Source organism: Luteimonas sp. A277 (assembly GCF_054052045.1).
In genome coordinates, this window is the sequence record NZ_JBSVRG010000001.1 from 359,956 (window position 1) to 386,659 (window position 26,704).

Below are 26,704 nucleotides of genomic sequence, written 5' to 3' on the forward strand. Positions count from 1 at the left end.
CGAACCCGTTGCGGCGCGGCTTCCGCGTCGCTAACGAATTGGGAGCAATTCAATGCAAGTCATTCTTCTGCAGAAAATCGCCAAGCTCGGCGACCTTGGCGACAAGGTCTCCGTGAAGCCGGGCTACGGCCGCAACTACCTGGTCCCGCAGGGCAAGGCCGTGCCGGCAACCGCCGAGAACCTGGCCGATTTCGAAACCAGGCGTGCCGAGTACGAAGCCAAGGCCAAGACCACCCACGAAGAGGCGGCCGCCCGCCTGGTAAAGCTGGAGGATGTGACCCTGTCCATCCGCGCCAACGCTTCGCCGGAAGGCAAGCTGTATGGTTCGATCGGCCCGCGCGATATCGCCGACGCCCTGACCGCCCAGCTCGGGGTCGAGTTCGAGAAGTCCGAGGTGGTGATGGGTGAAGGCCCGTTCCGCCAGACCGGCGAGAACGAGGTGGTGGTGCATCTGCACGCCGACGTCGAGACCACCATCAAGGTGGTGATCGAGTCCGACTCGGCTGTCTGATTAACTGCCCCGGCGCAGTTGATCAAACGGGCGCCCTGCAGGGCGCCCGTTTTTTTTGTGGGGCGCGGTCGCGTGGCCGATCGCAGCATGCGCGACCCGGAAATGGCGCGAATCCGGACTTATCCACAGCTTGTCCCGTAGCGGATCCACAGGATGAAGCCCTACGATGACTGACATGCAGCCGCCCCGGCCCGGGTGACTGCTTATTCCGAGGAGTTTCATCGCACATGCCCGTCCGTCCAGAGCGTCAGTCCTTTTCCCATGAACCGCGCGGCGAGGGCCGCATCGACCAGCTGCGCGTGCCGCCACAGTCGATCGAGGCCGAGCAGGCGGTGCTGGGCGGGCTGATGCTGGCGCCCGACGCCTTCGACCGGGTCGTGGACCTGCTGGTGGTGGAGGATTTCTACCGCCGCGACCATCGGCTGATCTACCGGGCAATCCGCGAGCTGGCTGAGCGCGACCGGCCATTCGATGCCGTCACCCTTGGCGAATGGTTCGATTCCCAGGGGCTGTCGGGGGAGGTGGCCGGTGGGGCCTATCTGGTGGAGCTGGCCAATACCACCGCCTCGGCCGCCAACATCAAGGCCTACGCCGAAATCGTCCGCGACAAGGCGGTGCTGCGACAGCTGATCGAGGTGGGGACGGGCATCGTCAACGACGGCTTCCAGCCCGAAGGGCGGGAGAGTGATGAGATCCTGGCCAAGGCCGAGCAGCAGGTGTTCGCCATCGCCGAAGCCGGCGCGCGGGGCCGTGCGGACTTCACCCCGGTCAACAAGGCCATGGCCGAAGCCTTCGATATCCTGCAGACCCGCTTCGCCAGCGGCGAGGGGATCACCGGGCTGCCTACCGGCTACGACGAGTTCGACGAGATGACCGCCGGCCTGCAGCCGACCGACCTGTTGATCCTTGCGGCCCGGCCGGCCATGGGCAAGACCACCCTGGCGCTGAACATCGCCGAGTACGCGGCGCTGAAGACCAAGAAGGCGGTGGCGGTGTTCTCGATGGAGATGTCCGCCAGCCAGCTCGCCCTGCGTCTGATTTCCTCCAACGGCAGGGTCAATGCCACGCGGCTGCGGACCGGCCAGCTTGAGGACGAGGACTGGAGCCGGGTGACGAGCGCGATCCGCATGCTCAAGGAGTCTAAGATCTTCATCGACGACACCCCGGCGCTGTCGCCCGATGTGTTGCGTGCCAAGGCGCGGCGCCTCAAGCGCGAACACGACCTGGGCCTGATCGTGATCGACTACCTGCAGCTGATGGCGGTGCCGGGCAACAATGAGAACCGGGCCACCGAGATCTCCGAGATCTCGCGCTCGCTCAAAGCCCTGGCCAAGGAGCTGAACCTGCCGGTGATTGCTCTGTCCCAGCTCAACCGCGGATTGGAGTCGCGAACCGACAAGCGCCCGATCATGGCCGACCTGCGTGAGTCAGGAGCGATCGAGCAGGACGCGGACATCATCATCTTCATTTACCGCGACGAGTACTACAACAAGGAAAATTCGCCCGACAAGGGGCTGGCCGAGATCATCATCGGCAAGCAGCGAAACGGGCCCACCGGGTCGTTCAAGCTGAAGTTCTTCGGTGAATACACCCGCTTCGACAATCTCGCCCACGATGCGGTCGGCAGCTTCGAATCCTGAACGGAGGCGTACAGCAAGCTGAATGCGAGCGGACCACAGCCGGTCCTGTCACCCGACGGGCACGGCCTACTGGGTAGCATTTGCGCATCGGGTTGCCCGTGGACCTGCGGTAGCAGTGTCACCGCATCTCGAGAACCACTTTCCCAAGGAGCAAGATAATGAGCAAACTCGCAACTGCAGGCCTGAGCGCGGCGCTGGCGGGAGTCCTGATGCTGGGCGGCTGTGCCACCTATACCGGCCAGAGTGCAGACCCCAACGATCCCAATCGCACCCGCACCGGGGCCCTCGTAGGCGCAGGGATTGGCGCGGTTGCCGGCCTGCTCAGCGGTTCGGATGCCACCGAGCGCCGCCAGCACGCCATGATCGGCGCCGGCGCAGGTGCGCTGGCCGGTGGCGCGGTTGGCGTCTACCAGGACCGCCAGGAAGCCGAGCTGCGCCGCCAGATGGCTGGTACCGGGGTGGACGTTCACCGTGATGGCGACAACATCACGCTGAACATGCCTGGCGCGATCACCTTCGGCTTTGACAGTTCCGCGGTGCAGTCGCAGTTTTATCCGGTGCTGAACAATCTGGCCGGCACGCTGCGCGAGTATGACCAGACCATCATCGAGGTAGCCGGTCACACCGACAACGTCGGCGCTGCGGCCTACAACCAGCAGCTGTCCGAGCGTCGTGCCCAGGCCGTCGCCAACTACATGGCCGCGCAGGGCGTGAACCAGCAGCGGATGATCACCGTTGGCGCGGGCCTGACCCGGCCGATCGCCGACAACAGCACCGATGCTGGACGCGCGCAGAACCGCCGCGTGGAAATCACTCTGGTGCCGATCCAGGGCTGATTCCCCGCTGTCACGCCGGTAAAAGACAGGGCTGCTGCGATGCAGCCCTGTTCATTTGTGGCGGAGGTTGGGCCAACCCCCCACCGCTGGAAACGAAAAAGGCCACCTTGAAGGTGGCCTTTTCGCTGATTGCTCAGGTTATTGGTGGAGGTGGGCGGAATCGAACCGCCGTCCGAAGGTACTCCATCCCCGGTACTACATGCTTAGCTCGCCGTTGGATCTTGTTCCCTGACAGCACGACGTGCAAAGCGCATCAGGGAACCAGCCTGTCAGTTCAACCGCGGAAGACAGGCAACCTCCGCGGCTGGTTCCCGTGATAATGACCCTACATCCACGAGCACAGGCACAAGTGGGTTCGGGGCTTACGCCTTAAGCGGCGAGAGCGTAGTTGTCGTCGTTGGCAACTAGAAGTTTGCTGCTGGATTTACGAGGAAAGCTGCCCCCTCGGCATGCACCAAGTGATTTCGCATCCCCCGTCGAAGCCAATGCACCCCCGGGAAAAACGTTCACGTTGACACGCATCAGTATAGGGGCAGGCGCCCGGTAAACAAGGTCCGGGCCAATACTGTGCAGCAGGGGTTCACCAGCCAGACGGCCAGCGTCTGAGCGCAGAAAATCAGGCGTCGCGGTTGTGGCGGCGTAGCAGGCGTTGCTTCTCGCGACCCCAGTCGCGGTCGCGCTCGGCGTCGCGCTTGTCGTGCTTCTGCTTGCCCAGGGCCAGGGCCAGCTCGGCCTTGACCTTGTTCCCTTTCCAGTACAGGGCAGTCGGGACAAGGGTGTAGCCATCGCGCTCAACCTGGCCGATGAGCTGGTCGATCTCACGTCGGTGCAGCAGCAGCTTGCGGGTGCGCATGGGATCGGCGACGACGTGGCTGGATGCCGAGATCAGCGGGGTCAGCTGGGCACCGAACAGGAACAGCTCGCCATTGCGGATCACCGCATACGACTCGGTGATGTTGGCGCGTCCGGCGCGGATCGATTTCAGCTCCCAACCCTGCAGCGCGAGTCCTGCCTCGACGCGCTCCTCAAGATGGTAGTCGTGGCGAGCGCGCTTGTTGAGCGCAATGGTGCCACCGCCTTTTGCCTTATCCTTGACTGCTTTCTTGCCCATGCGGCCAATTGTCTCCGATGCGGGCGTGCAATGACATGCCTGCGGTCGAATCAGCCCCGGAATCGTACATGCCGAAGATCCAACGCAGCGCCCTGGTGGAACACTCCGCCACGCGGATGTTCACCCTGGTCAACGACGTGGAAGCCTATCCGCGCCGGTTTTCCTGGTGTGAGGATGCGCGGGTGATCGAGCGTGGCGAAGACCGCATGGTGGCCAAGCTGGAGCTGGGGCTCGGCTCGTTCCGCACCTGGTTCACCACCGAGAACACGCTGGAACGGCCCCACCGGATCAACATGCAGCTGCGCGACGGTCCATTCCGGCGGCTGGAAGGTCGCTGGCGCTTCCATGCGCTGGACGAGTCGGCCTGTCGGGTGGAACTGACGCTGGATTTCGAGCCGCAGTCGCGGTTGCTGCTGGCGCCATTGACCTTCGGCCTGCAGAAACTGGCCGACCGGATGGTGGACGACTTCATCCGCGTGGCCGGACAGGCCGGGGAAACGGAGTGATCCAGGTGGAGGTGGTGCTGGCGCTGCCGCGGGAAAGCCGCTCGGTGAAGCTGGCGCTGCCCATTGGTGCTACCGCGGCGGAGGCGGCGGCCGCTTCGGGCCTGCCATTGGAAGGAATCGACGGCCATGCCGTGTATGGCGAGCCGGTGGCGGCCGATGCGCCCCTGCGTGACGGTGACCGGCTGGAGCTGCTGCGTCCCCTGCAGCTGGACCCCAAGGAAGCGCGGCGCCTGCGCGCGGCCCGGACCCGGGAGCGCCAGGCGCGCCAAGCAGGGGATTAGAGAACCCCGGCCGCGATGGCCGGCGGATCAGCGGCGTTTGCGCTCGCGCGGCAGGTTGTGGCCAAACGAACGGCGCAATTCCTGCACCAGTTCGGCGTCACGTTCGGGAAAGTGCTCGCCTTCCCAGCGCGCCACGGCGTTGTTCTCGAACCACACGGTCAGGTTCTTGATCTCGGTATCGCCACGCCGGCCGGTACGCTGGCTGGCGGTGTAATCCCAGCGATCCTGGTGGAACGGGTCAGCGATGGAGGGCGTGCCCAGCAGCATCATGACCTGCTGTTTGCCCATGCCGGGCTCCAGCTGTTCAACCGCGGCTTCGTCCAGCAGGCTGCCCTGATAGATGGGTTGGCGGTAAGTGAGACCGCAGCCGGTGACGAGCAGGGCGGCGAGGACGGGAACAATGAGCTTTCGCATGCGGCAAGCGGGAAGTCTGGAATCCGCCGATGATACACTCACCCGGCCTGCTGCGACCTTGCCCTGCAGCAGGCATTCAGCGCGTGATCAATCCGCGCACGACTGTTCTGGATGGAGGAATTGATGGAATCTCTGGAGCTGCGCAAGGCAGGGTTGAAGGTGACCCATCCGCGCATGCGGATCCTTCAGGTGCTTGAGCACAACACCCCGCATCACCACCTCAACGCCGAGGAAATCTATCGCCAGCTGCTGGAGGATGGGGACGAGATCGGGCTGGCCACGGTATACCGGGTGCTGACCCAGTTCGAGGCTGCCGGCCTGGTGCTCAAACACAATTTCGAAGGTGGGCACGCGGTATATGAGCTTGACCGCGGTGGTCATCACGACCACATGGTCGACATGGACACCGGCAAGATCATCGAGTTTGAAAGCGAGGAGATCGAACGCCTGCAGCACGAGATCGCCGAGCGTTACGGCTACGTGCTGGAGGACCATTCCCTGGTCCTGTACGTACGCCGGCGGAAGTAGCAGCCTGAAGTAGCCGGCGGGGTCAATCCACGTCGGCGAGTAGCCGCCTGGCGGCGGCGCGGGCCTCACGGCTCACTTCCACGCCGCCCAGCATCCTGGCGAGCTCTTCCTGGCGCAGCTTGTCGTCCAGCAGGCGCGCCTCGCTTTCGGTGCTGCCCTCGCTTTCCGACTTGCTGACCAGGTAATGGGCGTGGCCCTGGGCTGCCACCTGCGGCAGGTGGGTCACGCACAGGACCTGGCGGCTGCGGCCCAGGGCGCGCAGCTTCTGGCCGACGATGCCGGCTACCGCGCCGCCGATGCCCGAATCCACTTCGTCAAAGACCATGGTCGGCACCGCGTCCAGGCCCAGCGCCGCGACTTCGATGGCCAGTGAAATCCGCGACAGTTCGCCGCCGGAGGCCACCCGGCGCAGCGGCCGGGGCGGTTGGCCGGCGTTCGCCGATACCAGGAATTCGACGCGTTCGGCGCCCTGCGGGTCCGGGCGGTCGGTGGGCTGCGGCTCAAGCGCGATTTCAAAGCGTCCGCCGCCCATGCCCAGCTCGCTGATCAGGGCGGTGGTATCGCGGGCGAGCGCCTTGGCCGCGTCGGCCCGGGCCCGGCCCAGCGTTGCGGCCGCCTTGCGCCAGCGGTCCGCCGCGGCCTGGATCTCCTGGTCCAGCACCTGCAGGCGCTCACCGGCGTGGTCCAGTGCGTCCAGTTCGGCAAGGAATGCATCACGGGTGGCGGCCAGGGCATCGGGGGTGACCCGGTGCTTGCGGGCAAGGTCGTGCAGGCGGCCCAAGCGCTGCTCGAGTTCGCGGTAGCTGTCCGGGTCCACGTCCAGGTCGTCGCGCAGTATCTGCAGCTGGACGGCTGCTTCATCCAGCTGGATGGCGGCCGAATCGAGCATGGCGTCCACTTCCGCCAGGCGGGGTTCGTGCTGTTGCACCCGGGCCAGCTCGGCGCGGGCCTGCTGCAGCTGCCCGGTGACGGCGTCATCGTCGCTGATCCGGCCGAGGGCGGTGTCGCAGGCCTCGATCAGCTCGGATGCGTGCGCAAGGCGGCGATGGCTGGCCTGCAGGTCGTCGATGGCATCGGCCTCCAGGGCCTCGGCCTGGAGTTCCTTGATCTGGTGGCGCAGCCAGTCCTGGCGCTCGCCCGGGTCACCGGCGCCCGAGAGCTGCTCGCGCTCGCGTTCCAGCGTCGACCACGCGCGTGCGGCGTGGGCTACTTCCTTCAGCGGTCCGGCATGGGGCCCGTAGGCATCAAGCAGGGCCATCTGGCTGCCGCGCGAGAGCAGGGCCTGGTGCTCGTGCTGGCCGTGGATCTCGACCAGGTGCGAGGCCAGTTCGCCCAGCTGCGAGAGGGTTGCGGGGCGGCCGTTGATCCAGGCGCGCGATCCGCCGTCCGCACGCAGCGTGCGGCGCAGCTGGCAGGCGCCGCCGTCGTCGAATTCGTGCTCCTGGAGCCAGGCCTCCGCGCCCGGCGCATCGGCCAGCTCAAAGCCTGCACTCAGCTCGGCGCGGGGGGCGCCGTGCCGGACCATGCCGCTGTCCGCGCGCAGCCCCGACAGGAAACCGAGCGCATCGACCAGAAGGGACTTGCCGGCGCCGGTTTCGCCGGAAATGACCGTCAGCCCAGGCCCGAATTCCATTTCGGTAGCGCTGGCAACGGCGAAATCACGGATGGAGAGATGGGTCAGCATGTCGGCATGATTGTGCAGTGCGGGGCGCCCCGCGGCCAAGCCCGGTGTACACAGGATCGCGGTACCCGGTCGCAGTGGCTGCGATTGCCGGACTGAGGGCTGGTATCCGGACCTGGCTGCGCCGGCTCAGGCAGGACGGTATATCTTGGCGACATGAGCCCTCGCAATGAAGCCGCCTCCGGACATGATCTCGACCCGCGCGCGCGGCAGCTGCTGCGCACCCTGATCGCACGCCATATCCGCGACGGCGAGCCGGTGGGGTCGCAGACCCTGTCGCGTCACTCGGGGCTGGAAGTCAGTCCGGCGACCATCCGCAATATCCTGGCCGACCTTGAGGAGGCCGGTTTCCTGACCGCCCCGCATACCTCCGCCGGGCGCGTGCCCACGGCGCAGGGGTATCGGGTTTTCGTCGATTCACTGCTGCAGCTCAAGCCGCTGCCGGAAGCGGAGCAGGCCAGGCTGCGCACTGGGCTTGCCACGGGCGCGGGGACGCAAACACTGCTGGACAGCGCATCGGAACTGGTCTCCGCCATGACCCGCTTCGTGGGTGTAGTGAGCGTGCCACGACGCGAGCGCTTCGCGTTCCGCCACATCGACTTCGTGCCGGTGGACGCGCAGCGGGTGATGGCGATCCTGGTCTTTGCCGATCATGAAGTGCAGAACCGGTTGATCCAGACCCGGCGCAACTGGGAGCCCGGCGAGCTGGAGCGCGTGGCCAATTACCTCAATGCCAACTTCGCGGGGATGTCACTGGCCGATATCCGCGCTGCCCTGGTGCGCGATATGAGGACAGCCCGGAGCGAAATGGAGGCGCTGCTGGCCCAGACCGTGGAGCTGGCCGAACAGGCGCTCAGCGGCGACGACGAGGACATGGTGGTGAGCGGGCAGAGTCGTCTCATCGGTCTGCAGGACCTGTCCGACCTTGAACGGCTGAGGGAGCTGTTCGAGGCCTTCTCCAGCAAGCGCGAGATCCTTCAGCTGCTCGAGCGGACCGCCAAGGCCCCAGGCCTCGGCATCTTCATTGGCGAGGAAACCGGGCTTGCACCGCTGGAAGGAGTGTCGCTGGTGACCGCCAGCTACGGCGCCGGCGGACAGGTGCTTGGCGTCCTGGGTGCGATCGGCCCGACCCGGATGGCCTATGACCGGGTAATCCCGGTGGTGCAGGCCACGGCTGGAGCGCTGGGCGCCGCGCTGGAAAGAGCCCGGGGCGACTGACTGGGCCTTGAATCCCCCGTACGCGGACCCCATTGCTCCGCCAACGGCGGCAGAACGACCGCCACGGGACCAGAAATGAACCACGAATCCGAACAGGACAAGGACACCCGGCACGGCCCGGGTGAGGGCACCCGGGTGCAGAGCAGCGGGGTGCAGGACGGGGAGCAGACCGCGTCCCTGCAGGAACAGGTGGAACTGCTGAAGGCCGAGCTGGAGCAGCTGCAAGCCCAGACGCTGCTGGAGCGCGCCGACCTGGAAAACCAGCGCAAGCGCATGGCGCGGGAGGTCGAATCCGCCCGCCGCTTCGCCAACGAGCGACTGCTCGCCGACATGCTGCAGGTCTTCGACAGCCTGGAGGCCGGCCTGGCCAGCGCGACGGAAGACGATCCGCTGCGTGCGGGCGTGGAGCTGACCCTGCGTCAGCTCGGCAAGGTGACTGCCAGCTTCGGCCTGACCGAGGTGGCCCCGGCCCCCGGGGATGCGTTTGACCCGGAGCACCACCAGGCCATGAGCATGGCTGCGGTGGCAGGGATCCCGCCCGGCGCGGTGGTCCAGCTGTTCCAGAAGGGCTACGTGCTCAACGAGCGCCTGCTGCGCCCGGCGATGGTGGTCGTGGCGCCGTCATAAGCCGGTTTCGCGGGGAGAAAAGCCCTGCCAAAGCCGGCTCCGGACTTGAAGCCCGGCCAGCCGCCCCCAGATAAAACCCATCGGCGGCCTTGCCGCCCCACTCCAGTTAAGAATTCAGGATCCAGAGGGAACCATTCATGGCAAAAATCATCGGCATCGACCTGGGCACGACCAACTCGTGCGTGGCGATCATGGAAGGCGGCAAGGCCAAGGTCATCGAGAACAGCGAGGGCGACCGCACCACGCCTTCCATCGTCGCCTACAGCAAGGACGGCGAGGTACTGGTGGGCGCCTCGGCCAAGCGGCAAGCCGTCACCAACCCGCACAACACCTTCTACGCGGTCAAGCGCCTGATCGGGCGCAAGTTCAAGGACGCCGAGGTCCAGAAGGACATCGGCCTGGTGCCCTACAAGATCGTCGAGCATGACAACGGCGATGCCTGGGTCGAGACCAGCGATGGCAAGAAGCTGTCGGCGCAGGAAATCTCCGCGCGCACCCTGGAAAAGATGAAGAAGACCGCCGAGGACTACCTGGGCGAGAAGGTCACCGAAGCGGTGATCACCGTGCCGGCCTACTTCAACGACTCACAGCGGCAGGCGACCAAGGACGCTGGCCGCATTGCGGGCCTGGACGTCAAGCGCATCATCAACGAGCCCACCGCGGCAGCGCTGGCCTATGGTTTGGACAAGGACGGCGGCGACCGCAAGATCGCCGTATACGACCTCGGCGGCGGCACATTCGACGTTTCGATCATCGAGATCGCCGAGATCGACGGTGAGAAGCAGTTCGAAGTGCTGGCCACCAACGGCGACACCTTCCTGGGTGGTGAGGACTTCGACGCCCGGATCATCGATTACCTGGTCGAGGAGTTCCAGAAGGACCAGGGCATCGACCTGCGCAAGGATCCGCTGGCCCTGCAGCGCCTGAAGGACGCTGCCGAGCGCGCCAAGATCGAGCTGTCCACCGCGCAGCAGACCGAGGTGAACCTGCCGTACGTCACCGCTGACGCTTCGGGCCCCAAGCACCTGAACATCAAGCTCACCCGCGCCAAGCTCGAGGCGCTGGTGGAAGACCTGGTGAAGAAGTCGATCGAGCCGTGCCGCGTGGCGCTCAATGACGCCGGCCTGCGGGCGAGCGAGATCAGCGAAGTGATCCTGGTCGGTGGCCAGACCCGCATGCCGAAGGTGCAGCAGGCCGTGGCCGAGTTCTTCGGCAAGGAGCCGCGCAAGGACGTGAACCCGGACGAGGCCGTGGCCGTGGGTGCCGCGGTGCAGGGCGGCGTGCTGGCCGGCGACGTCAAGGACGTGCTGCTGCTGGACGTGACCCCGCTGAGTCTGGGAATTGAAACCCTGGGCGGCGTGTTCACCAAGATCATCGAAAAGAACACCACCGTGCCGACCAAGGCCTCGCAGACCTTCTCCACCGCCGAGGACAACCAGTCTGCGGTGACGGTGCACGTGCTGCAGGGTGAGCGCGAGCAGGCCGCCTACAACAAGTCGCTGGCCCGTTTCGACCTGGCTGGTATCGAGCCGTCGCCGCGCGGTATGCCGCAGGTGGAGGTGTCATTCGACATCGACGCCAACGGCATCGTCCACGTCACCGCCAAGGACAAGAAGACCGGCAAGGAGCAGAAGGTCGAGATCAAGGCCGGCTCGGGTCTGTCGGACGAGGAAATCCAGCGGATGGTGGAAGATGCGGAAGCGCATCGCGAAGACGACAAGAAGTTCCAGGAGCTGGTGCAGGCTCGCAACCAGGCCGATGCGCTGGTGCACACCACCCGCACCGCGATCAAGGACAGCGGCGACAAGGTGCCTGGTGAGGTGATCGGCCAGGTGGAGTCGGCATTGGCCGATGTCGAGACCGCGATGAAGGGCGACGACAAGGCCCAGATCGAAGGCAAGACCAAGGCGCTGGAGGAAGCCGCGCAGGCGCTGTTCGCCGCGGCTGCCGCCGCCGGTCAGGCTGGCGAGGCGGGCCCTGAAGGGCAGGGCGGTGAAGCACCGGCGGACGACGTGGTCGACGCCGAGTTCACCGAAGTGAAGGACGAAGAGAAGAAGTAAGTCCCGCACACCCCTACCTTGCGGCGGGAACCGTGGAGGCTGTGCTTCCCGGTTCCCGTTGCGCTTGTGGACCACGGATCACCTGGTCCGCCTGGCAACACGGACCTGATTGATGAGCAAACGCGACTATTACGAAGTCCTTGGCGTCTCCCGCAGCGCCACCGAGGACGAGCTGAAGAAGGCCTATCGCCGCAGCGCGATGAAGTACCACCCTGACCGCAACCCCGACGATGCAGACGCGGAAGCGCGGTTCAAGGAGTGCAAGGAGGCCTATGAGGTGCTGTCGGACGGCGGCAAGCGCCGCATGTACGACCAGCACGGGCATGCCGCGTTCGAGCACGGCATGGGCGGCGGCAACGCAGGCCCGGGCTTCGGCGGTGCCGACATGGGCGACATCTTCGGCGACATCTTCGGCGACATTTTCGGGGGTGGACGAGGCCGGCCGCGGCGCGGCGCCGACATGGGCTACATGTTGGAGCTGGATCTGGAAGAAGCCGTTGCCGGCGTGGAGCGCAAGATCGAACTCCAGACCCTGGCCGGCTGCGGTGACTGTGACGGTTCCGGCTCCGAGGACGGCAAGCAGGAAACCTGTTCGACCTGTCACGGGCGCGGGCAGGTGCGCATGCAGCGCGGCATCTTCACCATGCAGCAGGCCTGTCCACATTGCGCTGGACGCGGTCAGGTGATCAGCAACCCCTGCGGCACCTGCCGCGGCGTGGGACGGGTGGAGGAAGAAAAAATCCTGTCGGTGAAAATTCCGGCCGGCGTCGACACCGGTGACCGCATCCGCCTGGCTGGCGAAGGCGAAGCAGGCCCTGCGGGGTCTGCGCCTGGTGACCTGTACGTGGAAGTGCGGGTGCGTCCGCACGACATTTTCGAGCGCGATGGCGATGACCTGCACTGCGAGGTCCCGATCCGCTTCTCCCAGGCAGCGCTGGGCGCCAGCGTGCGCGTGCCCACCCTGGGCGGCGAGGCCGAGATCCGGATTCCCACTGAAACCCAGACCGGCAAGGTATTCCGTCTGCGCGGCAAGGGCGTGACCTCGGTGCGCAGCCGCCATCCCGGCGATCTGTTCTGCAAGGTGGTGGTGGAAACACCGATCAACCTCACCGCTGAACAGCGGGAGCTGCTGGACAAGTTCGAAGCTACTTTCGTCGGCGAAAATGCCCGCCGGCACTCGCCCCGATCCAGCACCTTCGTTGATGGCGTCAAGGGATTCTGGGAGCGGATGACCAGCTGAGGGCGCGCTCTGGCGGATGCAGTCGCGGCGCTGGCATCGTTCTGCGCCTCATGGCTGGCTTCCGACGGCTAGAATTGGCGCCATGAACCATCCTGTCCGTCTGCTTATCCACGGTGCCTCCGGACGCATGGGGCAGGCGCTGCTGCGCCTGTGCCGGGAACAGGATGGCTGCCAGGTGGTGGCCGCCGTCTCCACCCGGGTGCAGCAGCGGGTGGTGGATGGCGTGCCCTGGTTTACAGCTGCCGAACTGGGCAACGTTCCGGAATTCGATGTCGCGGTTGATTTCAGCCTGCCGGCAGCCTTCGACGCGATTCTTGAGCTGTGCCGGAAACGCGGCCGACCCCTGGTATCCGGAACCACCGGCCTTTCAGCCGCGCAGCGGAGCGCCCTGGAAGAGGCCGCGGCCGGCATTCCCGTGCTGTGGGCTTCCAACTTCAGCCTCGGGGTAGCGGTGCTGCATGAGCTGGTGGAGCGTGCCGCAAAGCTGCTGCCGGGCTGGGACTGCGACATCATCGAGGTCCACCACGTGCATAAACAGGATGCGCCGTCGGGAACGGCCCTGACCCTGGGTGCCGCGGCTGGTGAGGGAGGCGCCCAGGCGCGCTATGCGTCGATCCGGGCCGGCGACGTGGTCGGCGAGCACAGCGTGCTGTTGACCGCCGCCGGGGAACGTATCGAGCTGGTCCACCGGGCCACGAACCGGGACATCTTTGCCCGCGGCGCGCTGCATGCGGCCCGCCGGATCGCCGAAAAGCCGCCGGGGATCCACCAGCTGCGCGAGCTGCTGTAGCCGCGGCTGCTGCCCGGGCAGCTTTTTCGCAGCGGGATAGGGCCTCTTCCACTGGCGCAGGGTCGGGCACGCCGGTATCATTCCCGCTCGCCTGATTCCTCACGCCCGGACACGAACCCAGTTCGCTTCCGCGGATTTCTGCAACCCGACGTAGGCGATTCCCTTGACAGTATCAGCAATCCTCGTGCTCGAAGACGGGACCGTCTTCAGGGGCACTTCGGCCGGCGCGCCCGGCCTGTCGGTGGGCGAAGTGGTGTTCAACACTTCCATGACCGGCTACCAGGAGATCCTCACCGATCCGTCGTACGCGCGGCAGATCGTGACCCTGACCTACCCGCACGTGGGCAGCACCGGCTGCACCGATGAAGATGACGAAGCGCCGCGCGCCTGGGCTTCCGGCCTGGTGATCCGCGACGTGCCGCGCCGGCCAAGCAGCTGGCGCAGCCGCATTGCGCTGCCGGAATGGCTGGCCGAGCGCGAGGTAGTCGCCATCGCCGGCGTCGACACGCGTCGGCTGACCCGCCTGCTGCGCGAGCGCGGCTCCCAGAACGGCGCCGTTCTGGCGGTCGATGGGGCCATCGGGCAGACAGACGTGGATCGTGCGATCGAAGCGGCACGCAAGTTTCCCGGGCTGGCCGGCATGGACCTTGCCCAGGAAGTCAGCACCCGGGATCAGTACGTCTGGGCCGAGGGCACCCTGGACCTGGACAGCGGCACCTGGAACAACCCGGCGACGCGCCGGCACGTGGTGGCCTGGGATTTCGGCATCAAGCGCAGCATCCTGCGCATGCTGGCCGACCGGGGCTGCGAGGTGACGGTGGTTCCGGCAACGACTCCCGCCGAGGAAGTGCTGGCGATGAAGCCGGATGGCGTGTTCCTGTCCAACGGCCCCGGTGATCCGGCGGCCTGCGACTACGCGATCGAAGCGGTGCGTGGATGCATCGGGAAGAAGGTGCCGGTGTTCGGCATCTGCCTTGGTCACCAGCTGCTGGCGCTGGCTGTGGGAGGGCGCACGGTGAAAATGGCCAATGGCCATCACGGCGCCAACCACCCCGTCCAGGATCTGGCGACCGGACGGGTGATGATCACCTCGCAGAATCACGGCTTTGCAGTGGATGAGGCCAGCCTGCCCGCAAATGCGCGCGTGACCCACCGCTCGCTGTTTGATGGCACCAACCAGGGCATTGAATTGACTGACGCACCCGCATTTTCGTTCCAGGGCCATCCCGAGGCGTACCCGGGACCACACGACGTGGCGCCATTGTTTGACCGCTTCATCGCGATGATGGAGGGCCGCTGAGATGCCCAAGCGCACCGACATCAAGACCATCCTGATCATTGGCGCAGGCCCGATCGTCATCGGCCAGGCCTGCGAGTTCGATTATTCGGGCGCGCAGGCCTGCAAGGCACTGCGCGAGGAGGGGTACCGGGTTGTCCTGGTCAACTCCAACCCGGCCACGATCATGACCGACCCCGATACCGCGGACGCGGTCTATATCGAGCCGATCGACTGGCAGACGGTCGAGAAAATCATTGCCAAGGAGCGTCCTGATGCGCTGCTGCCGACCATGGGCGGGCAGACCGGGCTGAACTGCGCCCTGGACCTGGCCGACAACGGCGTGCTGGAAAAGTATGGCGTGGAACTGATCGGCGCCTCGCGCGATGCCATCCGCATGGCCGAGGACCGCGAGCTGTTCCGCGATGCAATGCGCGAGATCGGGCTGGACTGCCCCAAGGCGGAAGTGGCCCGCAGTTTCGAACAGGCGGTGGAGATCCAGGCGACCGTCGGCTATCCCACCATCATCCGGCCCTCGTTCACTCTCGGCGGCAGCGGCGGCGGGATCGCCTACAACCGTGAAGAGTTCGAAGAGATCATCAAGCGCGGCCTGGAGCTGTCGCCCACCGGCGAGGTGCTGGTGGAAGAGTCGGTGTTGGGCTGGAAGGAGTTCGAGATGGAGGTGGTTCGCGACAGCGCGGACAACTGCATCATCGTGTGCTCGATCGAGAACCTGGACCCGATGGGCGTGCACACAGGTGACTCGATCACCGTGGCCCCGGCCCAGACCCTGACCGACAAGGAATACCAGCGGCTGCGCAACGCCTCGATCGCGGTGCTGCGCAAGATCGGCGTGGCCACCGGCGGCTCCAACGTGCAGTTCGGCATCAACGCCGACACCGGCCGGGTGGTGGTGATCGAAATGAACCCGCGGGTGTCGCGCTCTTCGGCGCTGGCGTCCAAGGCCACGGGCTTTCCGATCGCCAAGATCGCGGCCAAACTGGCGGTCGGACTCACTCTGGACGAGTTGAAGAACGACATCACCGGCGGCCTGACCCCGGCCTCGTTCGAGCCGGCGATCGACTACGTGGCCACCAAGATCCCGCGTTTCGCATTCGAGAAGTTCCCGCAGGCCAACTCGCGCCTGACCACGCAGATGAAGTCGGTGGGCGAGGTGATGGCCATCGGCCGCACGTTCCAGGAATCCCTGCAGAAGGCCCTGCGCGGGCTGGAGACCGGCAAGGTGGGGCTGGACCCCACCGATCTGGATCTGGGCAGCGCAGATGGCCTGACCGCGCTGCGGCGAGAGGTGAAAGACGCCGGCCCGGAGCGGATCTTCTATCTGGCCGACGCGTTCCGCAGCGGCATGGACGTGGAGCAGGTGCACGCCCTGTCGTGGGTGGATCCGTGGTTCCTGGACCAGATCCAGGAACTGGTGTTCGCCGAGCAGGAGGTGGCTTCGGCCGGGCTCGAAGGTCTGGACGCCGCACGCCTGCGCGCGCTCAAACGCATGGGTTTCTCCGATGCGCGCCTGGCCCAGCTGACCGGCAGTGACGAGCAGGCGGTGCGTGCGCTGCGCCGTGCCTTCGATGTGCGCCCAGTGTACAAGCGGGTGGATTCCTGCGCCGGCGAGTTCGCAACCAGCACGGCCTACATGTATTCCACCTACGAGGAGGAGTGCGAAGCCAACCCCACCGATCGCGACAAGATCATGGTGCTGGGCGGCGGACCGAACCGGATCGGGCAGGGCATCGAGTTCGACTACTGCTGCGTGCACGCGGCGCTGGCGCTGCGCGAGGACGGGTTCGAGACCATCATGGTCAACTGCAACCCGGAAACCGTCTCCACCGACTACGACACCTCCGACCGCCTGTACTTCGAGCCGCTCACGCTTGAGGACGTGCTGGAGATCGTGGAAGTCGAGAAGCCCAAGGGCGTGATCGTGCAGTACGGCGGGCAGACCCCGCTGAAGCTGGCGCGGGCGCTGGAGGCGGCCGGGGTGCCGATCATCGGCACCTCGCCCGAGTCGATCGACCTGGCCGAAGACCGCGAGCGGTTCCAGAAGCTGGTGGACCAGCAGGGCCTGAAGCAGCCGCCGAATCGCACCGCACGCAGTCCGGAAGAAGCGCTGGTGCTGGCCCGCGAGATCGGCTATCCGCTGGTGGTGCGTCCGAGCTATGTGCTGGGCGGCCGGGCCATGGAAGTGGTGCATGCCGACGAGGACCTTGAGCGATACATGCGCGAGGCGGTGAAGGTTTCCAATGATTCGCCCGTGCTGCTGGACCGCTTCCTCGACAACGCGGTGGAAGTGGATATCGATCTGATCGCCGACGCCGATGGCCAGGTGCTGATCGGCGGGGTGATGGAGCATATCGAGGAGGCCGGCGTGCACTCCGGGGATTCGTCCTGCTCGCTGCCCGCCTATTCGCTGTCCGAGGACACCCAGGCCCGGCTGCGTGAGCAGGTCACCGCAATGGCGCGCGCGCTCAACGTGATCGGGCTGATGAATACCCAGTTTGCGGTGCAGTCCAATGACGACGGCGAGGACCTGATCTTCCTGCTGGAAGTGAACCCCAGGGCCTCGCGTACGGTGCCGTTCGTGTCCAAAGCCACCGGCCTGCCGCTGGCCAAGATCGCGGCGCGCTGCATGGCCGGGCGCAGCCTGGCCGAGCAGGGCATGACCCGGGAAGTGGTGCCGCACTACTACTCGGTGAAGGAAGCGATCTTCCCGTTTGCCAAGTTCCAGGGCGTGGATCCGATCCTGGGGCCGGAGATGCGCTCGACCGGTGAGGTGATGGGCGTAGGCCGCAGCTTCGGTGCCGCGTTCGCGCGTGCGCAGGAAGCCGCCGGCATCCGCACTCCACCTGCTGACGGCAAGGTGTTCCTCTCGGTGCGTGATCCGGACAAGGCGCGCTTGGTGCCGGTCGCCCGTGACCTGGTGGCCCGCGGCTACGCTTTGGTGGCAACCGGCGGCACCGCCAGCTGGCTGACTGAAAACGGCATCGACTGCGAGCGGGTCAACAAGGTGATGGAAGGCCGTCCGCACATCGTCGACCTGATCAAGAATGGCGAAATCGCCTACATTGTGAACACCACCGAGGGCAAGCAGGCGATCGCCGACTCGTTCTCGATCCGGCGTGAGGCCCTGCAGCAGCGGGTGACCTATTCAACAACCATTGCCGGCGCCCGGGCCCTGTTGCATTCGCTGGAATTCCGCGGAACGGGGCCAGTCCTGGCGCTGCATGAACTGCATGAGGAACTGACACAGGCATGAGAGCACCACTGACCGTCCAGGGCGCACAGCGACTGCGCGCCGAGCTTGAGGAACTCAAGAGCGTCAAGCGTCCCGAGGTGATCAACGCGATCTCCGAAGCGCGCGCGCACGGCGACCTGAAAGAGAACGCCGAGTACCACGCTGCCCGCGAGCAGCAGGGCTTCATCGAAGGGCGCATCAAGCAGTTGGAGGGCGAGCTGTCGCACTCCCAGATTATTGATGTGTCCACGCTGAAAGCGGGTTCGAAGGTGGTGTTCGGCGCCACCGTGGAGCTGGAAGACGTGGCGTCCGGAAAGGAAACCCGTTATCAGATCGTGGGTGACCTGGAAGCGGATATCAAACAGGGGCTGATCGCGATCTCGTCGCCGGTGGCGCGTGCGCTGATCGGCAAGCTCGAGGGTGATTCGGTCAGCATCGATACCCCCGGCGGGACGTTCGAATACGACATCGTTTCTGTCAGCTACTCCTGACGCCTGATGCCCGCAGTCACATACCTGCTGCCCGCCGCTGAAGCCTTCGGCGCCCAGCGGCTGGGCCAGGATGGCGCAGCGCACCTGGGTCGGGCGGATCGTCTGCCGCCGGCCGACGCGGGTCGTCGCCCGCAGCTGCTTCGCCATTTCAGCCTGCTGCCCCGGCACTGGCCAATCGCCGCGCTGAGCCGACAGGCCGATGCCGGCGATGCCGCAGGTGCCGCCTGGCTGCGCGCCGACCCGGCCTGGGTCCGGCCCGATATCAACGGTGCCCGGCTGCTGGCCTGTGGACAGGACCTGCAGCTGTCAGCGGGTGACACCGCTGCGTTGGTAAAGGCACTGCGGCCCGTATTTGGCGATGCCGGCTGTCCGATCGATGCACCGCATCCTTCGCGCTGGTACCTGCGGCTTCCGGCTGGGGCCAGCTTGCCGGAGTCCGTGCCGCCGGCCGAGGCGCTGGGCACCGATCTGGGTGAGCATCTGCACGGCGAGGGGACCATTCCCAGGCGCTGGCGCGCCCTGCTGAGCGAGGCGCAGATCATCCTGCACAACCATCCGGTGAACGCGGAGCGGGCCGAGCGTGGCCTGACGCCGGTCAATTCGCTGTGGTTCTGGGGCGGCGGCGTGCTGCCCGACCAGGTGGAAACAACACACGCTGCGGTGGTAACGGCCGAAGAGGAACTGCACGCACTGTCCCTGGCTGCAGACGCACGGGTGGCGGAATTGCCGCCGGCATTCGATCCGGACTCTCCCGCCACGCTTGTCGACCTGCGGGCGCTGCGTGACCTGCGCCTGTTTGCCGAGGCCTGGCTGATGCCGGCGCTGGAGGCCATCGCCAGCAGCCGGCTCGCCGGGCTGACGCTGGATCTGGAAGACGGAACCGGCTATCGCTTCGGGCGTCGCCAGCGCTTGCGCTTCTGGCGCGGCGCACGGCCATCTTTGGCGCAATGACGCCGCTTCGCAGCATCCGACGCCGCAGCTATCAGACTGGCGGCAGCTGGCCTGATCACATTCCACCGCTGCTGCGCCGAGTGTATTCGGCGCGCGGCATTTCCAATCCTGCGCTGGCCACGCCGCGCCTTGCCAACCTGCCGCCACCGGACGGGATGCTCGATATCCAGGTCGCCACCGGACTGCTGGCCGATGCCATTGCCCATGACCGGCGCATCCTGGTGGTGGGGGACTTCGATGCCGATGGCGCAACCGCCTGTGCGGTAGCAGTACGCGGCCTGCGCATGATGGGCGCCCGCAACGTGGTGCACGCGGTCCCCAACCGGCAGGTCCATGGCTATGGCCTGTCGCCAGCGCTGGTGGAAGAAGTGGCCGCGCTGGAGCCGGACCTGCTGCTGACGGTCGACCACGGTATTGCCTGCCATGCGGGAATTGCAGCCGCCCGACAGCGGGGCTGGCAGGTGGTGGTGACCGATCACCACCTGCCCGGCGAGCAGCTGCCAGACGCCAATGCAATCGTGAATCCGAATCGCAGCGGCGACGCTTTTCCCGCCAAGGCATTGGCCGGGGTAGGAGTGGCGTTTTATGTGCTGCTGGCCCTGCGTGCACTGCTGCGCACCCGTGGCGCGTTCGCCAGCCAGGCTCCAGACCTGACCGTGTTGCTGGACCTGGTGGCGGTTGGAACCGTTGCTGATCTGGTGCCCCTGGACCCCACCAACCGGGCCCTGGTGGCTGCCGGCCTGCGCCGGCTGCGTGCGAGCCGGGGCAGCGCCGGGCTGCAGGCGCTGATCGAGGTGTCCGGTCGCGACTCGAGCACCCTCAGCGCAGCTGATATCGGCTACGCGGTGGCGCCCCGGCTGAATGCCGCCGGCCGGCTGGACGACATGGCGCTGGGGATTGAATGCCTGCTGTGTGATGACCCGGACCAGGCACGCGGACTGGCCCGTACGCTGGACCAGATCAACGCCGAGCGTCGCAACGTGCAGGCGACGATGGTGGAGGAAGCGGAGGCGGCAGTCGCCAGCTGCTCCATTGGCGGAGACGGGGCTGAAGTGCCGGCTTCCTATTGCCTGTTTGATCCGCAGTGGCACCCGGGCGTGGTGGGCCTGGTGGCATCCAAGCTCAAGGAGCGCATGCACCGGCCGGTCATCGCTTTTGCCCCGGCCGAGCCCGGAAGCACCATGCTCCGCGGCTCCGCCCGATCCATCCCCGGCTTCCACATGCGCGACGCCCTGGCAGCCGTTGATGTGGCGCATCCCGGACTGATCGAGCGCTTCGGCGGACACGCCATGGCAGCCGGCCTGAGTCTCCCGGCGGAGTGCCTGGAGCGGTTCGAGCAGGCGTTCTGCGCGCAGGTGGCCACGAGCATGGACAAAGCCTTGCTGCAGTCGCTGATCCACAGTGACGGCGAGTTGGAATCCGCGGAATTCGATCGCTATCACGCAGAGGCACTGCGCGACGGTGGCCCATGGGGGCAGGCGTTTCCGGAGCCGCTGTTTGATGGGGAGTTCGACCTGGTGGACTGGCAGCGGGTGGGCGATCGCCACCTGCGCATGCGCTTGCAGGTCCCGGGGCGGCGCCTGCCGCTCAAGGCCATCCATTTCGGCGGATGGCGAGACCAGCCGCCGCCCTCGCGGCTACGCCTGGCGTACCGCCTGGCTACCGACGACTGGCGCGGCGCGCGGGATATCCAGCTGGTGGTCGAACACCTGGAACCGGCCTGAATTCTGATCGGAAATTCGGCAGATGAAGCGTTTATGATCTGCCCGCGGCCACCGTGGCTGCGGCCGCAGGGGCGACAGCCGGCGGAAGGATTCGACGAGGATATTCCATGAGTTACGGAACCCGATTGGCCCTGGGCGTGCTGATCGCCGCCGCCGTGGGCGGAAATCTGTACGCGGCGGAAGCCGAGCCATTGCAGCACGGAGTCGACATGCGCGGTGAGATCACCACCTCCGCGCGCCTCAACCATTCCGACGGCTCGCGCAGCCGGCTCTATCAGATCGAGATCGGCGAGCGGGAGCTGGTGAGCTTTGACCTGAGCGGTGCGCTGCGGGCGCAGCTGTCGCTGTTTGACGGTGAGGAGCTGGTGGCCCGCGCTGGTGATGGAAGCCAGCCGGTTTCGCTTGCGCTGCGTGCGCCCCGCAGCGCCGAATACACGCTGGCGGTGAGCGGGGCCGATGGCGACGCATTCGGCCCCTACACGTTGCGTTCGCAGGTGCTTGCCGGGTGGGATGGGCAGCCATTGCGCGCTGGCAGCGAGATCATGGATTGGGTGGAAGGCAGCGCCCGGATTCCGCTGCGGGTCGACAGGCAGGCGATGTACACGATCAACCTGCGCTCCGACCAGTTCGACACGATGCTTGGGATTTCAGGCGAGGGCTTGGACACGAGCGATGACGATGGCGGGGAGGGCACCCATTCGCGCCTGGGCGTGATGCTGGCCCCGGGCACCTATACGCTGACGGTGAGCGGGTGGGGCGACAGTGGCAAGGGCCTGTACCGACTGGCGGTGGACAGTCGTCCGACCCCTGCTGGGCTCAACCAGGGCGGCACCATCCGTCCGGGCGGCGCTGCACTGCAGGGTGCCTATCAGGGCACGCCGCTGAGCTATCAGTTCGCCTTGCGCAGCCGGCAGCTGGTGAGCATCGACATGCGCAGCACCGACATCGATCCGCTGCTGGTGCTGCGGGGCGCGGGCGTTGAACATTACGACGACGACGGTGGCGAAGGTCTCGACGCCAGGCTGGTGCGGGTCCTGGAACCCGGTGAGTACACCATCGAGGCCTCGGCCGCGACCGGTGGTGCCGGCCTGTTCTCGCTGGCACTGGGCGCCGAGCCGGTCCCGGAAGGTACCGGCGGCGGCCCCCTGGTTATTGGCGAGGCGCTGGAGCGGGTGCTTCTGCCCGATGCCACCGACCGCTACACCTTGACGGTGGAGACCGAAGGCGAATACGTCATCGACGTGGCGTCCGACCACTTCGACAGCTGGGTGGAGCTGTTCGACGCCGCCGGCGATGAAGTCGCCAGCGATGACGACGGCGGCGGAGCGTTGAACGCACGCATCCGGATGCGTCTGGACCCGGGCAACTACGTGATCGCAGCGAGCTCGATCAGCGGCGGCGGCCGTTACCGGATCTCCATCAGCGCCCTTTGAGGCATTGCGTCACGCACCGGTCGCCGGCCAGACGCTCGGCGACCGGTAAAGCCCCAGCCAACGGGCGACTGCCACGGTGCCAAGCAGCGCCACGGTAAATCCGCCCACGGCAAAGAAGAACGCCATCAGGTGGCGGTCCGGCCAGCCGCCGGCCTCGTAGGCGGCGCTGAAGGCCCAGGTCACCCCGTAGCCCAGTACCAGCGCGCACGCCACGCGGGCCACGCGCCGGGGCCAACCGGTGTCGCCGTCCGGCCAACCCAGGCGCATCAGCACGCCGATGCACAGCAGCGTGCCAACGACTTCTCCGGCGATTCCCGGGTCGATCCAGGGCACCCGCCAGGAAGCCACCGCCAGCGCGCAGGCACCACCGAGCGCTGCGGCCCAGCTTCGCCATGCCTGCGGCCAGGGTGCTTCCCACCTGCGCATCAGCGCCCAGATAATCAGTGCGCCGGCCACGCCCACCGCCAGCCCGCCCAGCACGTCGGCAAGGAAATGCCGGCCCAGGTACATCCGCGACAGCCCCATCAGCAGCGGCCAGGCCACCACCAGGGCCCAGATCCAACGCCTGCGCGCGCCGAAGAACAGCGGCAGCGCCAGCGCGAACACGGTGGCCGCGCTGGTGTGGCCGCTGACGAATCCGAAGCTCGGGTCATGCGTGGCCCGCTTGGCGGCGATGGCCTCGTCCGACGGCAGTTCCCAGAAGCTGTCCGCGGCGCCGTCGGCGACCAGGTGCCGGCCGCTTTCGCCCTTGTACAGCACGCGCGCGTCGACCTCGCTCGGCCGCGGCAGGCCGTAACCCTGCTTGAAGCCCTCGGTCGTGAACGCCACCAGCAGCAGCGCCAGCAGCACGCCCATCCCCGGCCTCAGCCGGATGCCGAAGACCACCACCAGCACCGCCGGCGTGTAGAACCACGCCTCGCCGATCCAGCTCATGAAGCGCATGAAGGCGTCGAACCACGGCGTGGAGAGCTGCTGCAGCCAAAGGATGGGTTCGGATGCGAACATGCGGAGCGTCCCTGGTGGTCATGGATGGGGTGAGGCGGTGGTGGCATCCGGTGCCCGGACAGGCACCCCGGCCGGCAGCCCGAACAGCGGCCGCAGCGGCCAGACTCTGCGGATTACGAATTCATGCAGCAGCCAGCAGCCGGCGATAGTCCCCGCGGCCACCAGCAGTGGCTCCAGCCACGGCCCCAGGGCCAACGCCGAAAGTGCGAACGCCAGCGGCAAGATCAGGCTCTGGTGCAGGATGTACCACGGAAACACGGCTTCGTGCGCCCACGGCAGCCAGCGGAAGGGCCGGTCGAGCAGGGTCCGCGCCCAGCCGAAGATCGCCAGCAGGGCGGTCCACGAATAGACGGCGCGGGCCATGCGCTCGATCATGGCCCAGTTCACGTGCAGCGCCCACACCGGAATGTCGCCGGGCGGCAGATGGCGCCCCGCCGCTCGCAGCAACAGCTCGACGGTGATCGCTGCCAGCGCAAGTGCCAGCATCGGTCCGCGCATGGCCACCACGCCGGTCCAGAACCGCTCCTCGCGCGCCACCAGCCAGCCGATGGTGAAGAAGAACAGATACTTCGCGTGCGCATACCAGTCGCCCGCCAGCGCGTGGGTTTCCGGCCAGCGGGGCATCAGCCACCACAGGCCGGCGAACAGCCACGCCGCCGGCACCAGCACCCACAGGGCGCGATGGCGGTCGAACAGCCAGCTCCGCAGGCGTTGCCCCGCGGCCGAATCCAGTGCCGGCGCCAGCGCCAGCAGCGCCACGCTGTAGACCCACACGTAGGCCAGGTACCACAGGTGGTTCCAGGTGATCCCGTATTCGGCGCCGGTCCATCCGCCCTCCTGCCAAGGCTGCAACTGCAGGTAGCGGACCATGAAGCCGCCGAAGCCGGGCTCGATCGCACCATTGCCAAGCGCTTCGCAATAGGCCTGGACGGGCACGACAGCCAACATCCCGAACGACAGTGGCAGCAGCAGGCGCCAGCTTCGCGACAAGGCCAGGCGCGAACCGCCCCTTGAAGCCATCGCCAGTCCCAGTGCTATGCCGGAAATCATGAACAACAGCGGCATCCGCCAGCGGTTGACGGCGATCATCGGCCACTGCAGCCACTCTGCCTGGTGAGCGCTTTTGACGTGGTAGCCCCAGTCGGCCACGTAGACCATGCCCACGTGGTAGACGATCAGCAGGGCAAAGGCGAACACCCGCAGGGTGTCGATATCGTGGCGGCGTGGCATGGGCTGTTCCGTGCTGGAAGAGATCAGCATTGCCGGCAGGCCAGGCGATGACCATCCATAAGTGCCTGAGCGACGCGACCAGGGGACGGATCGTGGGGCTGGAGGGACGGGCTGCAGGGAGCAGTCCCGTCGCGCCGATACAATCCGGCCATGCCTGATGGGCGATAGCTACAGCTTCGATTGGCAGCTGGGCCTGCCCTATGAATATCTCAAGGACGTTCAGACCTTCGCTCTGATCGTCTTTCTGGCCCATGGTTACAGTTGGCTGTGGCGCAGGCTCCAGGGCGAGGCGCGGCTGCTGGACAGGCCCGATCCGGGCATCCCAGAGCGTCGGGGCGCGTTTCCCGACAACTTCCTGGTGCGAACCCTGGGCCGCGAATTCCTGATTGCGGCGGATGACATCGAATGGCTCCAGGCCTCGGGCAACTATGTGAACCTGCACGTGGCCGGACGGACCTATCCCCTGCGCAGCACGCTGGCCGGGATCGAGGAGAAGCTGGATCCGGACTCCTTCGTGCGGATCCACCGCAGCTTCCTGGTACGCCTGCGCCAGGTGGAATCGATCGAGCCGCTGGATACAGGCGATGCCCGTGTCCACCTGCGTGACGGCACGGTGCTTCCGTGCAGCCGCAGCCATCGGGAGGCGGTCCGCTCCAGATTCGCCGCCGCAGCGGCAACCGGGCGGAAATTGCTAGACTAGCCGGCTTCGCAACTGCCTATCCCGAGCACGATGGAACTCAATCCTGTCCGCCAGCGCATCGCCGACCTGCAGCGTCGGCTGGAAGCGCTCAGGGGGTATCTTTGACTACGATGCCAAGCGCGAGCGCCTGGAAGAAGTAGAGCGCGAACTCGAAAATCCGGACGTCTGGAACGATCCGGAACGGGCCCAGGCATTGGGCCGCGAGCGTTCGATGCTGGACAAGACCGTGAACGGGATCCAGGGCCTGCTGGAAGGCCTGTCCGGCGCCTCCGAGCTGCTCGACCTTGCCGATGCCGAAGAAGACGAGGAAACCGCGGACGCGGTGGCCGAGGACATCGAACGCTATGCCCCAGGCGTGGAAGAGCTGGAATTCCAGCGCATGTTCTCCGGCAAGATGGACGGTGCGGCGGCCTTCGTCGACATCCAGGCCGGCGCCGGCGGCACCGAAGCCCAGGACTGGGCCGAGATCCTGCTGCGCATGTACCTGCGCTGGGCCGAGGACCGCGGCTGGAAGACCGAGCTGATGGAAGTGAGCGGGGGAGACGTGGCAGGCATCAAGTCGGCCACCTTCCGCGTGGAGGGCGATTACGCCTACGGCTGGTTCAAGACCGAAACCGGCGTGCACCGGCTGGTGCGCAAATCGCCTTTCGATTCCGACGCCCGCCGCCACACCAGTTTCACCTCGGTGTTCGTGTCGCCGGAAGTCGACGACGATATCGACATCCAGATCAATCCGGCCGACATCAAGCTTGATGTCTACCGCTCGTCCGGCGCGGGTGGCCAGCACGTGAACACCACCGAGTCGGCGGTGCGCCTGACCCACGTGCCCACCGGCACCGTGGCCGCCTGCCAGACCGAACGCAGCCAGCATGCCAACCGCGACCGGGCCATGAAAATGCTTGCCGCCAGGTTGTACGAGCTGGAACTGCAGAAACGCAACGCGGAAAGGGATGCGGTGGAAGCCACCAAGTCCGATATCGGCTGGGGCAGCCAGATCCGCAACTACGTGCTCGACCAGTCGCGGATCAAGGACCTGCGCACCGGCATCGAGCGCAGCGACACCCAGAACGTGCTGGATGGCGATCTGGACGAATTCGTGGCCGCCGCGTTGAAGTCCGGCTTGGCCGTGGGTTCCAAGCGCATCGACGCCAACTGATCCATTCCCCTGCCGCACGGATCCGCGCGGCAGGGACACCCC

The 26,704-nt window shown here is 66.5% G+C and carries 24 protein-coding genes and 1 other RNA gene; 19 read left to right on the top strand and 6 right to left on the bottom strand.

Annotation, left to right across the window (positions count from 1 at the left end; translation table 11 throughout):
• The first annotated feature begins 52 nt into the window (after positions 1 to 52).
• The 3 genes from rplI to ACW7G2_RS01640 all read left to right on the top strand — a co-directional run bounded on the left by rplI (position 53) and on the right by ACW7G2_RS01640 (position 2,987).
• Positions 53 to 511: a 50S ribosomal protein L9 gene (rplI, locus tag ACW7G2_RS01630; protein WP_456972044.1), complete on the top strand. Its 459-nt coding sequence runs from the start codon at positions 53 to 55 to the stop codon at positions 509 to 511.
• A gap of 227 nt (positions 512 to 738) precedes the next feature.
• Complete coding sequence (locus ACW7G2_RS01635) at positions 739 to 2,151, top strand: replicative DNA helicase (RefSeq protein ID WP_456972046.1); 1,413 nt, start codon at positions 739 to 741, stop codon at positions 2,149 to 2,151.
• 158 nt (positions 2,152 to 2,309) lie between these two features.
• On the top strand, positions 2,310 to 2,987 hold the full coding sequence (locus ACW7G2_RS01640) for an OmpA family protein (RefSeq protein ID WP_456972048.1): 678 nt from the start codon (positions 2,310 to 2,312) through the stop codon (positions 2,985 to 2,987).
• A 142-nt stretch (positions 2,988 to 3,129) separates the two neighbouring features.
• Here the strand turns inward: ACW7G2_RS01640 and ssrA are convergent.
• Together ssrA and smpB are read right to left on the bottom strand one after the other, a co-directional pair.
• Positions 3,130 to 3,482, bottom strand: a transfer-messenger RNA (tmRNA) gene (ssrA, locus tag ACW7G2_RS01645).
• A 121-nt stretch (positions 3,483 to 3,603) separates the two neighbouring features.
• Positions 3,604 to 4,098, bottom strand: coding sequence for an SsrA-binding protein SmpB (gene smpB, locus ACW7G2_RS01650; protein ID WP_456972050.1), 495 nt, complete (start codon positions 4,096 to 4,098; stop codon positions 3,604 to 3,606).
• A gap of 68 nt (positions 4,099 to 4,166) precedes the next feature.
• Between smpB and ACW7G2_RS01655 the strand changes: the two genes are divergently transcribed.
• Both ACW7G2_RS01655 and ACW7G2_RS01660 read left to right on the top strand, forming a co-directional pair.
• The gene (locus ACW7G2_RS01655; protein WP_456972052.1) at positions 4,167 to 4,604 is read left to right on the top strand and encodes a type II toxin-antitoxin system RatA family toxin; all 438 of its coding nucleotides are present in this window, start codon (positions 4,167 to 4,169) and stop codon (positions 4,602 to 4,604) included.
• Positions 4,604 to 4,885 carry an RnfH family protein gene (locus ACW7G2_RS01660; RefSeq protein ID WP_456972220.1) on the top strand — a complete coding sequence of 94 codons (282 nt, stop codon included), beginning with the start codon at positions 4,604 to 4,606 and terminating at the stop codon, positions 4,883 to 4,885. The genes ACW7G2_RS01655 and ACW7G2_RS01660 overlap by 1 nt, the downstream gene beginning before the upstream one ends.
• A gap of 27 nt (positions 4,886 to 4,912) precedes the next feature.
• Here ACW7G2_RS01660 and ACW7G2_RS01665 read toward each other — a convergent pair whose 3' ends face one another.
• Complete coding sequence (locus ACW7G2_RS01665; RefSeq protein WP_456972054.1) at positions 4,913 to 5,299, bottom strand: outer membrane protein assembly factor BamE; 387 nt, start codon at positions 5,297 to 5,299, stop codon at positions 4,913 to 4,915.
• 123 nt (positions 5,300 to 5,422) lie between these two features.
• Between ACW7G2_RS01665 and fur the strand changes: the two genes are divergently transcribed.
• Entirely contained in the window at positions 5,423 to 5,827 is a 405-nt protein-coding gene (fur, locus tag ACW7G2_RS01670; protein WP_456972056.1) for a ferric iron uptake transcriptional regulator, read from the top strand.
• 22 nt (positions 5,828 to 5,849) lie between these two features.
• Here fur and recN read toward each other — a convergent pair whose 3' ends face one another.
• Positions 5,850 to 7,511 (bottom strand): DNA repair protein RecN, encoded by a 1,662-nt coding sequence (recN, locus tag ACW7G2_RS01675; RefSeq protein ID WP_456972058.1) that lies wholly within the window; start codon positions 7,509 to 7,511, stop codon positions 5,850 to 5,852.
• Positions 7,512 to 7,664: 153 nt separating this feature from the next.
• Between recN and hrcA the strand changes: the two genes are divergently transcribed.
• The 11 genes from hrcA (at position 7,665) to ACW7G2_RS01730 (ending at position 22,571) form a co-directional block, all read left to right on the top strand.
• On the top strand, positions 7,665 to 8,726 hold the full coding sequence (gene hrcA, locus ACW7G2_RS01680) for a heat-inducible transcriptional repressor HrcA (protein ID WP_456972060.1): 1,062 nt from the start codon (positions 7,665 to 7,667) through the stop codon (positions 8,724 to 8,726).
• Positions 8,727 to 8,801: 75 nt separating this feature from the next.
• Positions 8,802 to 9,353: a nucleotide exchange factor GrpE gene (gene grpE, locus ACW7G2_RS01685; RefSeq protein ID WP_456972062.1), complete on the top strand. Its 552-nt coding sequence runs from the start codon at positions 8,802 to 8,804 to the stop codon at positions 9,351 to 9,353.
• A gap of 137 nt (positions 9,354 to 9,490) precedes the next feature.
• Positions 9,491 to 11,413 (top strand): molecular chaperone DnaK, encoded by a 1,923-nt coding sequence (gene dnaK / locus ACW7G2_RS01690; protein ID WP_456972064.1) that lies wholly within the window; start codon positions 9,491 to 9,493, stop codon positions 11,411 to 11,413.
• A 112-nt stretch (positions 11,414 to 11,525) separates the two neighbouring features.
• Positions 11,526 to 12,653: a molecular chaperone DnaJ gene (gene dnaJ / locus ACW7G2_RS01695; protein ID WP_456972066.1), complete on the top strand. Its 1,128-nt coding sequence runs from the start codon at positions 11,526 to 11,528 to the stop codon at positions 12,651 to 12,653.
• A gap of 82 nt (positions 12,654 to 12,735) precedes the next feature.
• On the top strand, positions 12,736 to 13,443 hold the full coding sequence (dapB, locus tag ACW7G2_RS01700; RefSeq protein ID WP_456972068.1) for a 4-hydroxy-tetrahydrodipicolinate reductase: 708 nt from the start codon (positions 12,736 to 12,738) through the stop codon (positions 13,441 to 13,443).
• Between the two features lie 163 nt (positions 13,444 to 13,606).
• The gene (carA, locus tag ACW7G2_RS01705) at positions 13,607 to 14,743 is read left to right on the top strand and encodes a glutamine-hydrolyzing carbamoyl-phosphate synthase small subunit (protein WP_456972070.1); all 1,137 of its coding nucleotides are present in this window, start codon (positions 13,607 to 13,609) and stop codon (positions 14,741 to 14,743) included.
• A 1-nt stretch (position 14,744) separates the two neighbouring features.
• Entirely contained in the window at positions 14,745 to 17,993 is a 3,249-nt protein-coding gene (gene carB, locus ACW7G2_RS01710; RefSeq protein ID WP_456972072.1) for a carbamoyl-phosphate synthase large subunit, read from the top strand.
• Positions 17,990 to 18,463, top strand: a complete 474-nt coding sequence (greA, locus tag ACW7G2_RS01715) for a transcription elongation factor GreA (protein ID WP_456972074.1) — start codon at positions 17,990 to 17,992, stop codon at positions 18,461 to 18,463. The genes carB and greA overlap by 4 nt, the downstream gene beginning before the upstream one ends.
• A gap of 6 nt (positions 18,464 to 18,469) precedes the next feature.
• Complete coding sequence (locus tag ACW7G2_RS01720) at positions 18,470 to 19,414, top strand: phosphoglycerate mutase (protein WP_456972076.1); 945 nt, start codon at positions 18,470 to 18,472, stop codon at positions 19,412 to 19,414.
• Entirely contained in the window at positions 19,411 to 21,138 is a 1,728-nt protein-coding gene (gene recJ / locus ACW7G2_RS01725; protein ID WP_456972078.1) for a single-stranded-DNA-specific exonuclease RecJ, read from the top strand. The genes ACW7G2_RS01720 and recJ overlap by 4 nt, the downstream gene beginning before the upstream one ends.
• Positions 21,139 to 21,245: 107 nt before the next feature.
• Positions 21,246 to 22,571: a hypothetical protein gene (locus ACW7G2_RS01730; protein ID WP_456972080.1), complete on the top strand. Its 1,326-nt coding sequence runs from the start codon at positions 21,246 to 21,248 to the stop codon at positions 22,569 to 22,571.
• Between the two features lie 9 nt (positions 22,572 to 22,580).
• Here ACW7G2_RS01730 and ACW7G2_RS01735 read toward each other — a convergent pair whose 3' ends face one another.
• Together ACW7G2_RS01735 and ACW7G2_RS01740 are read right to left on the bottom strand one after the other, a co-directional pair.
• Positions 22,581 to 23,576 (bottom strand): phosphatase PAP2 family protein, encoded by a 996-nt coding sequence (locus tag ACW7G2_RS01735; protein ID WP_456972082.1) that lies wholly within the window; start codon positions 23,574 to 23,576, stop codon positions 22,581 to 22,583.
• An 18-nt stretch (positions 23,577 to 23,594) separates the two neighbouring features.
• Positions 23,595 to 24,806 (bottom strand): acyltransferase family protein, encoded by a 1,212-nt coding sequence (locus tag ACW7G2_RS01740; protein WP_456972084.1) that lies wholly within the window; start codon positions 24,804 to 24,806, stop codon positions 23,595 to 23,597.
• Positions 24,807 to 24,963: 157 nt separating this feature from the next.
• On the opposite strand from ACW7G2_RS01740, the gene ACW7G2_RS01745 reads away from it, so the two are divergent.
• Both ACW7G2_RS01745 and prfB read left to right on the top strand, forming a co-directional pair.
• Positions 24,964 to 25,506: a LytTR family DNA-binding domain-containing protein gene (locus tag ACW7G2_RS01745; RefSeq protein WP_456972086.1), complete on the top strand. Its 543-nt coding sequence runs from the start codon at positions 24,964 to 24,966 to the stop codon at positions 25,504 to 25,506.
• A gap of 30 nt (positions 25,507 to 25,536) precedes the next feature.
• Positions 25,537 to 26,662, top strand: a protein-coding gene (gene prfB / locus ACW7G2_RS01750) for a peptide chain release factor 2 (RefSeq protein ID WP_456972088.1) whose coding sequence is annotated in 2 segments (ribosomal slippage) — positions 25,537 to 25,608 and positions 25,610 to 26,662 — 1,125 coding nt in all. Because the reading frame shifts where the segments join, the coding sequence is not laid out codon by codon here.
• Positions 26,663 to 26,704: the final 42 nt, after the last annotated feature.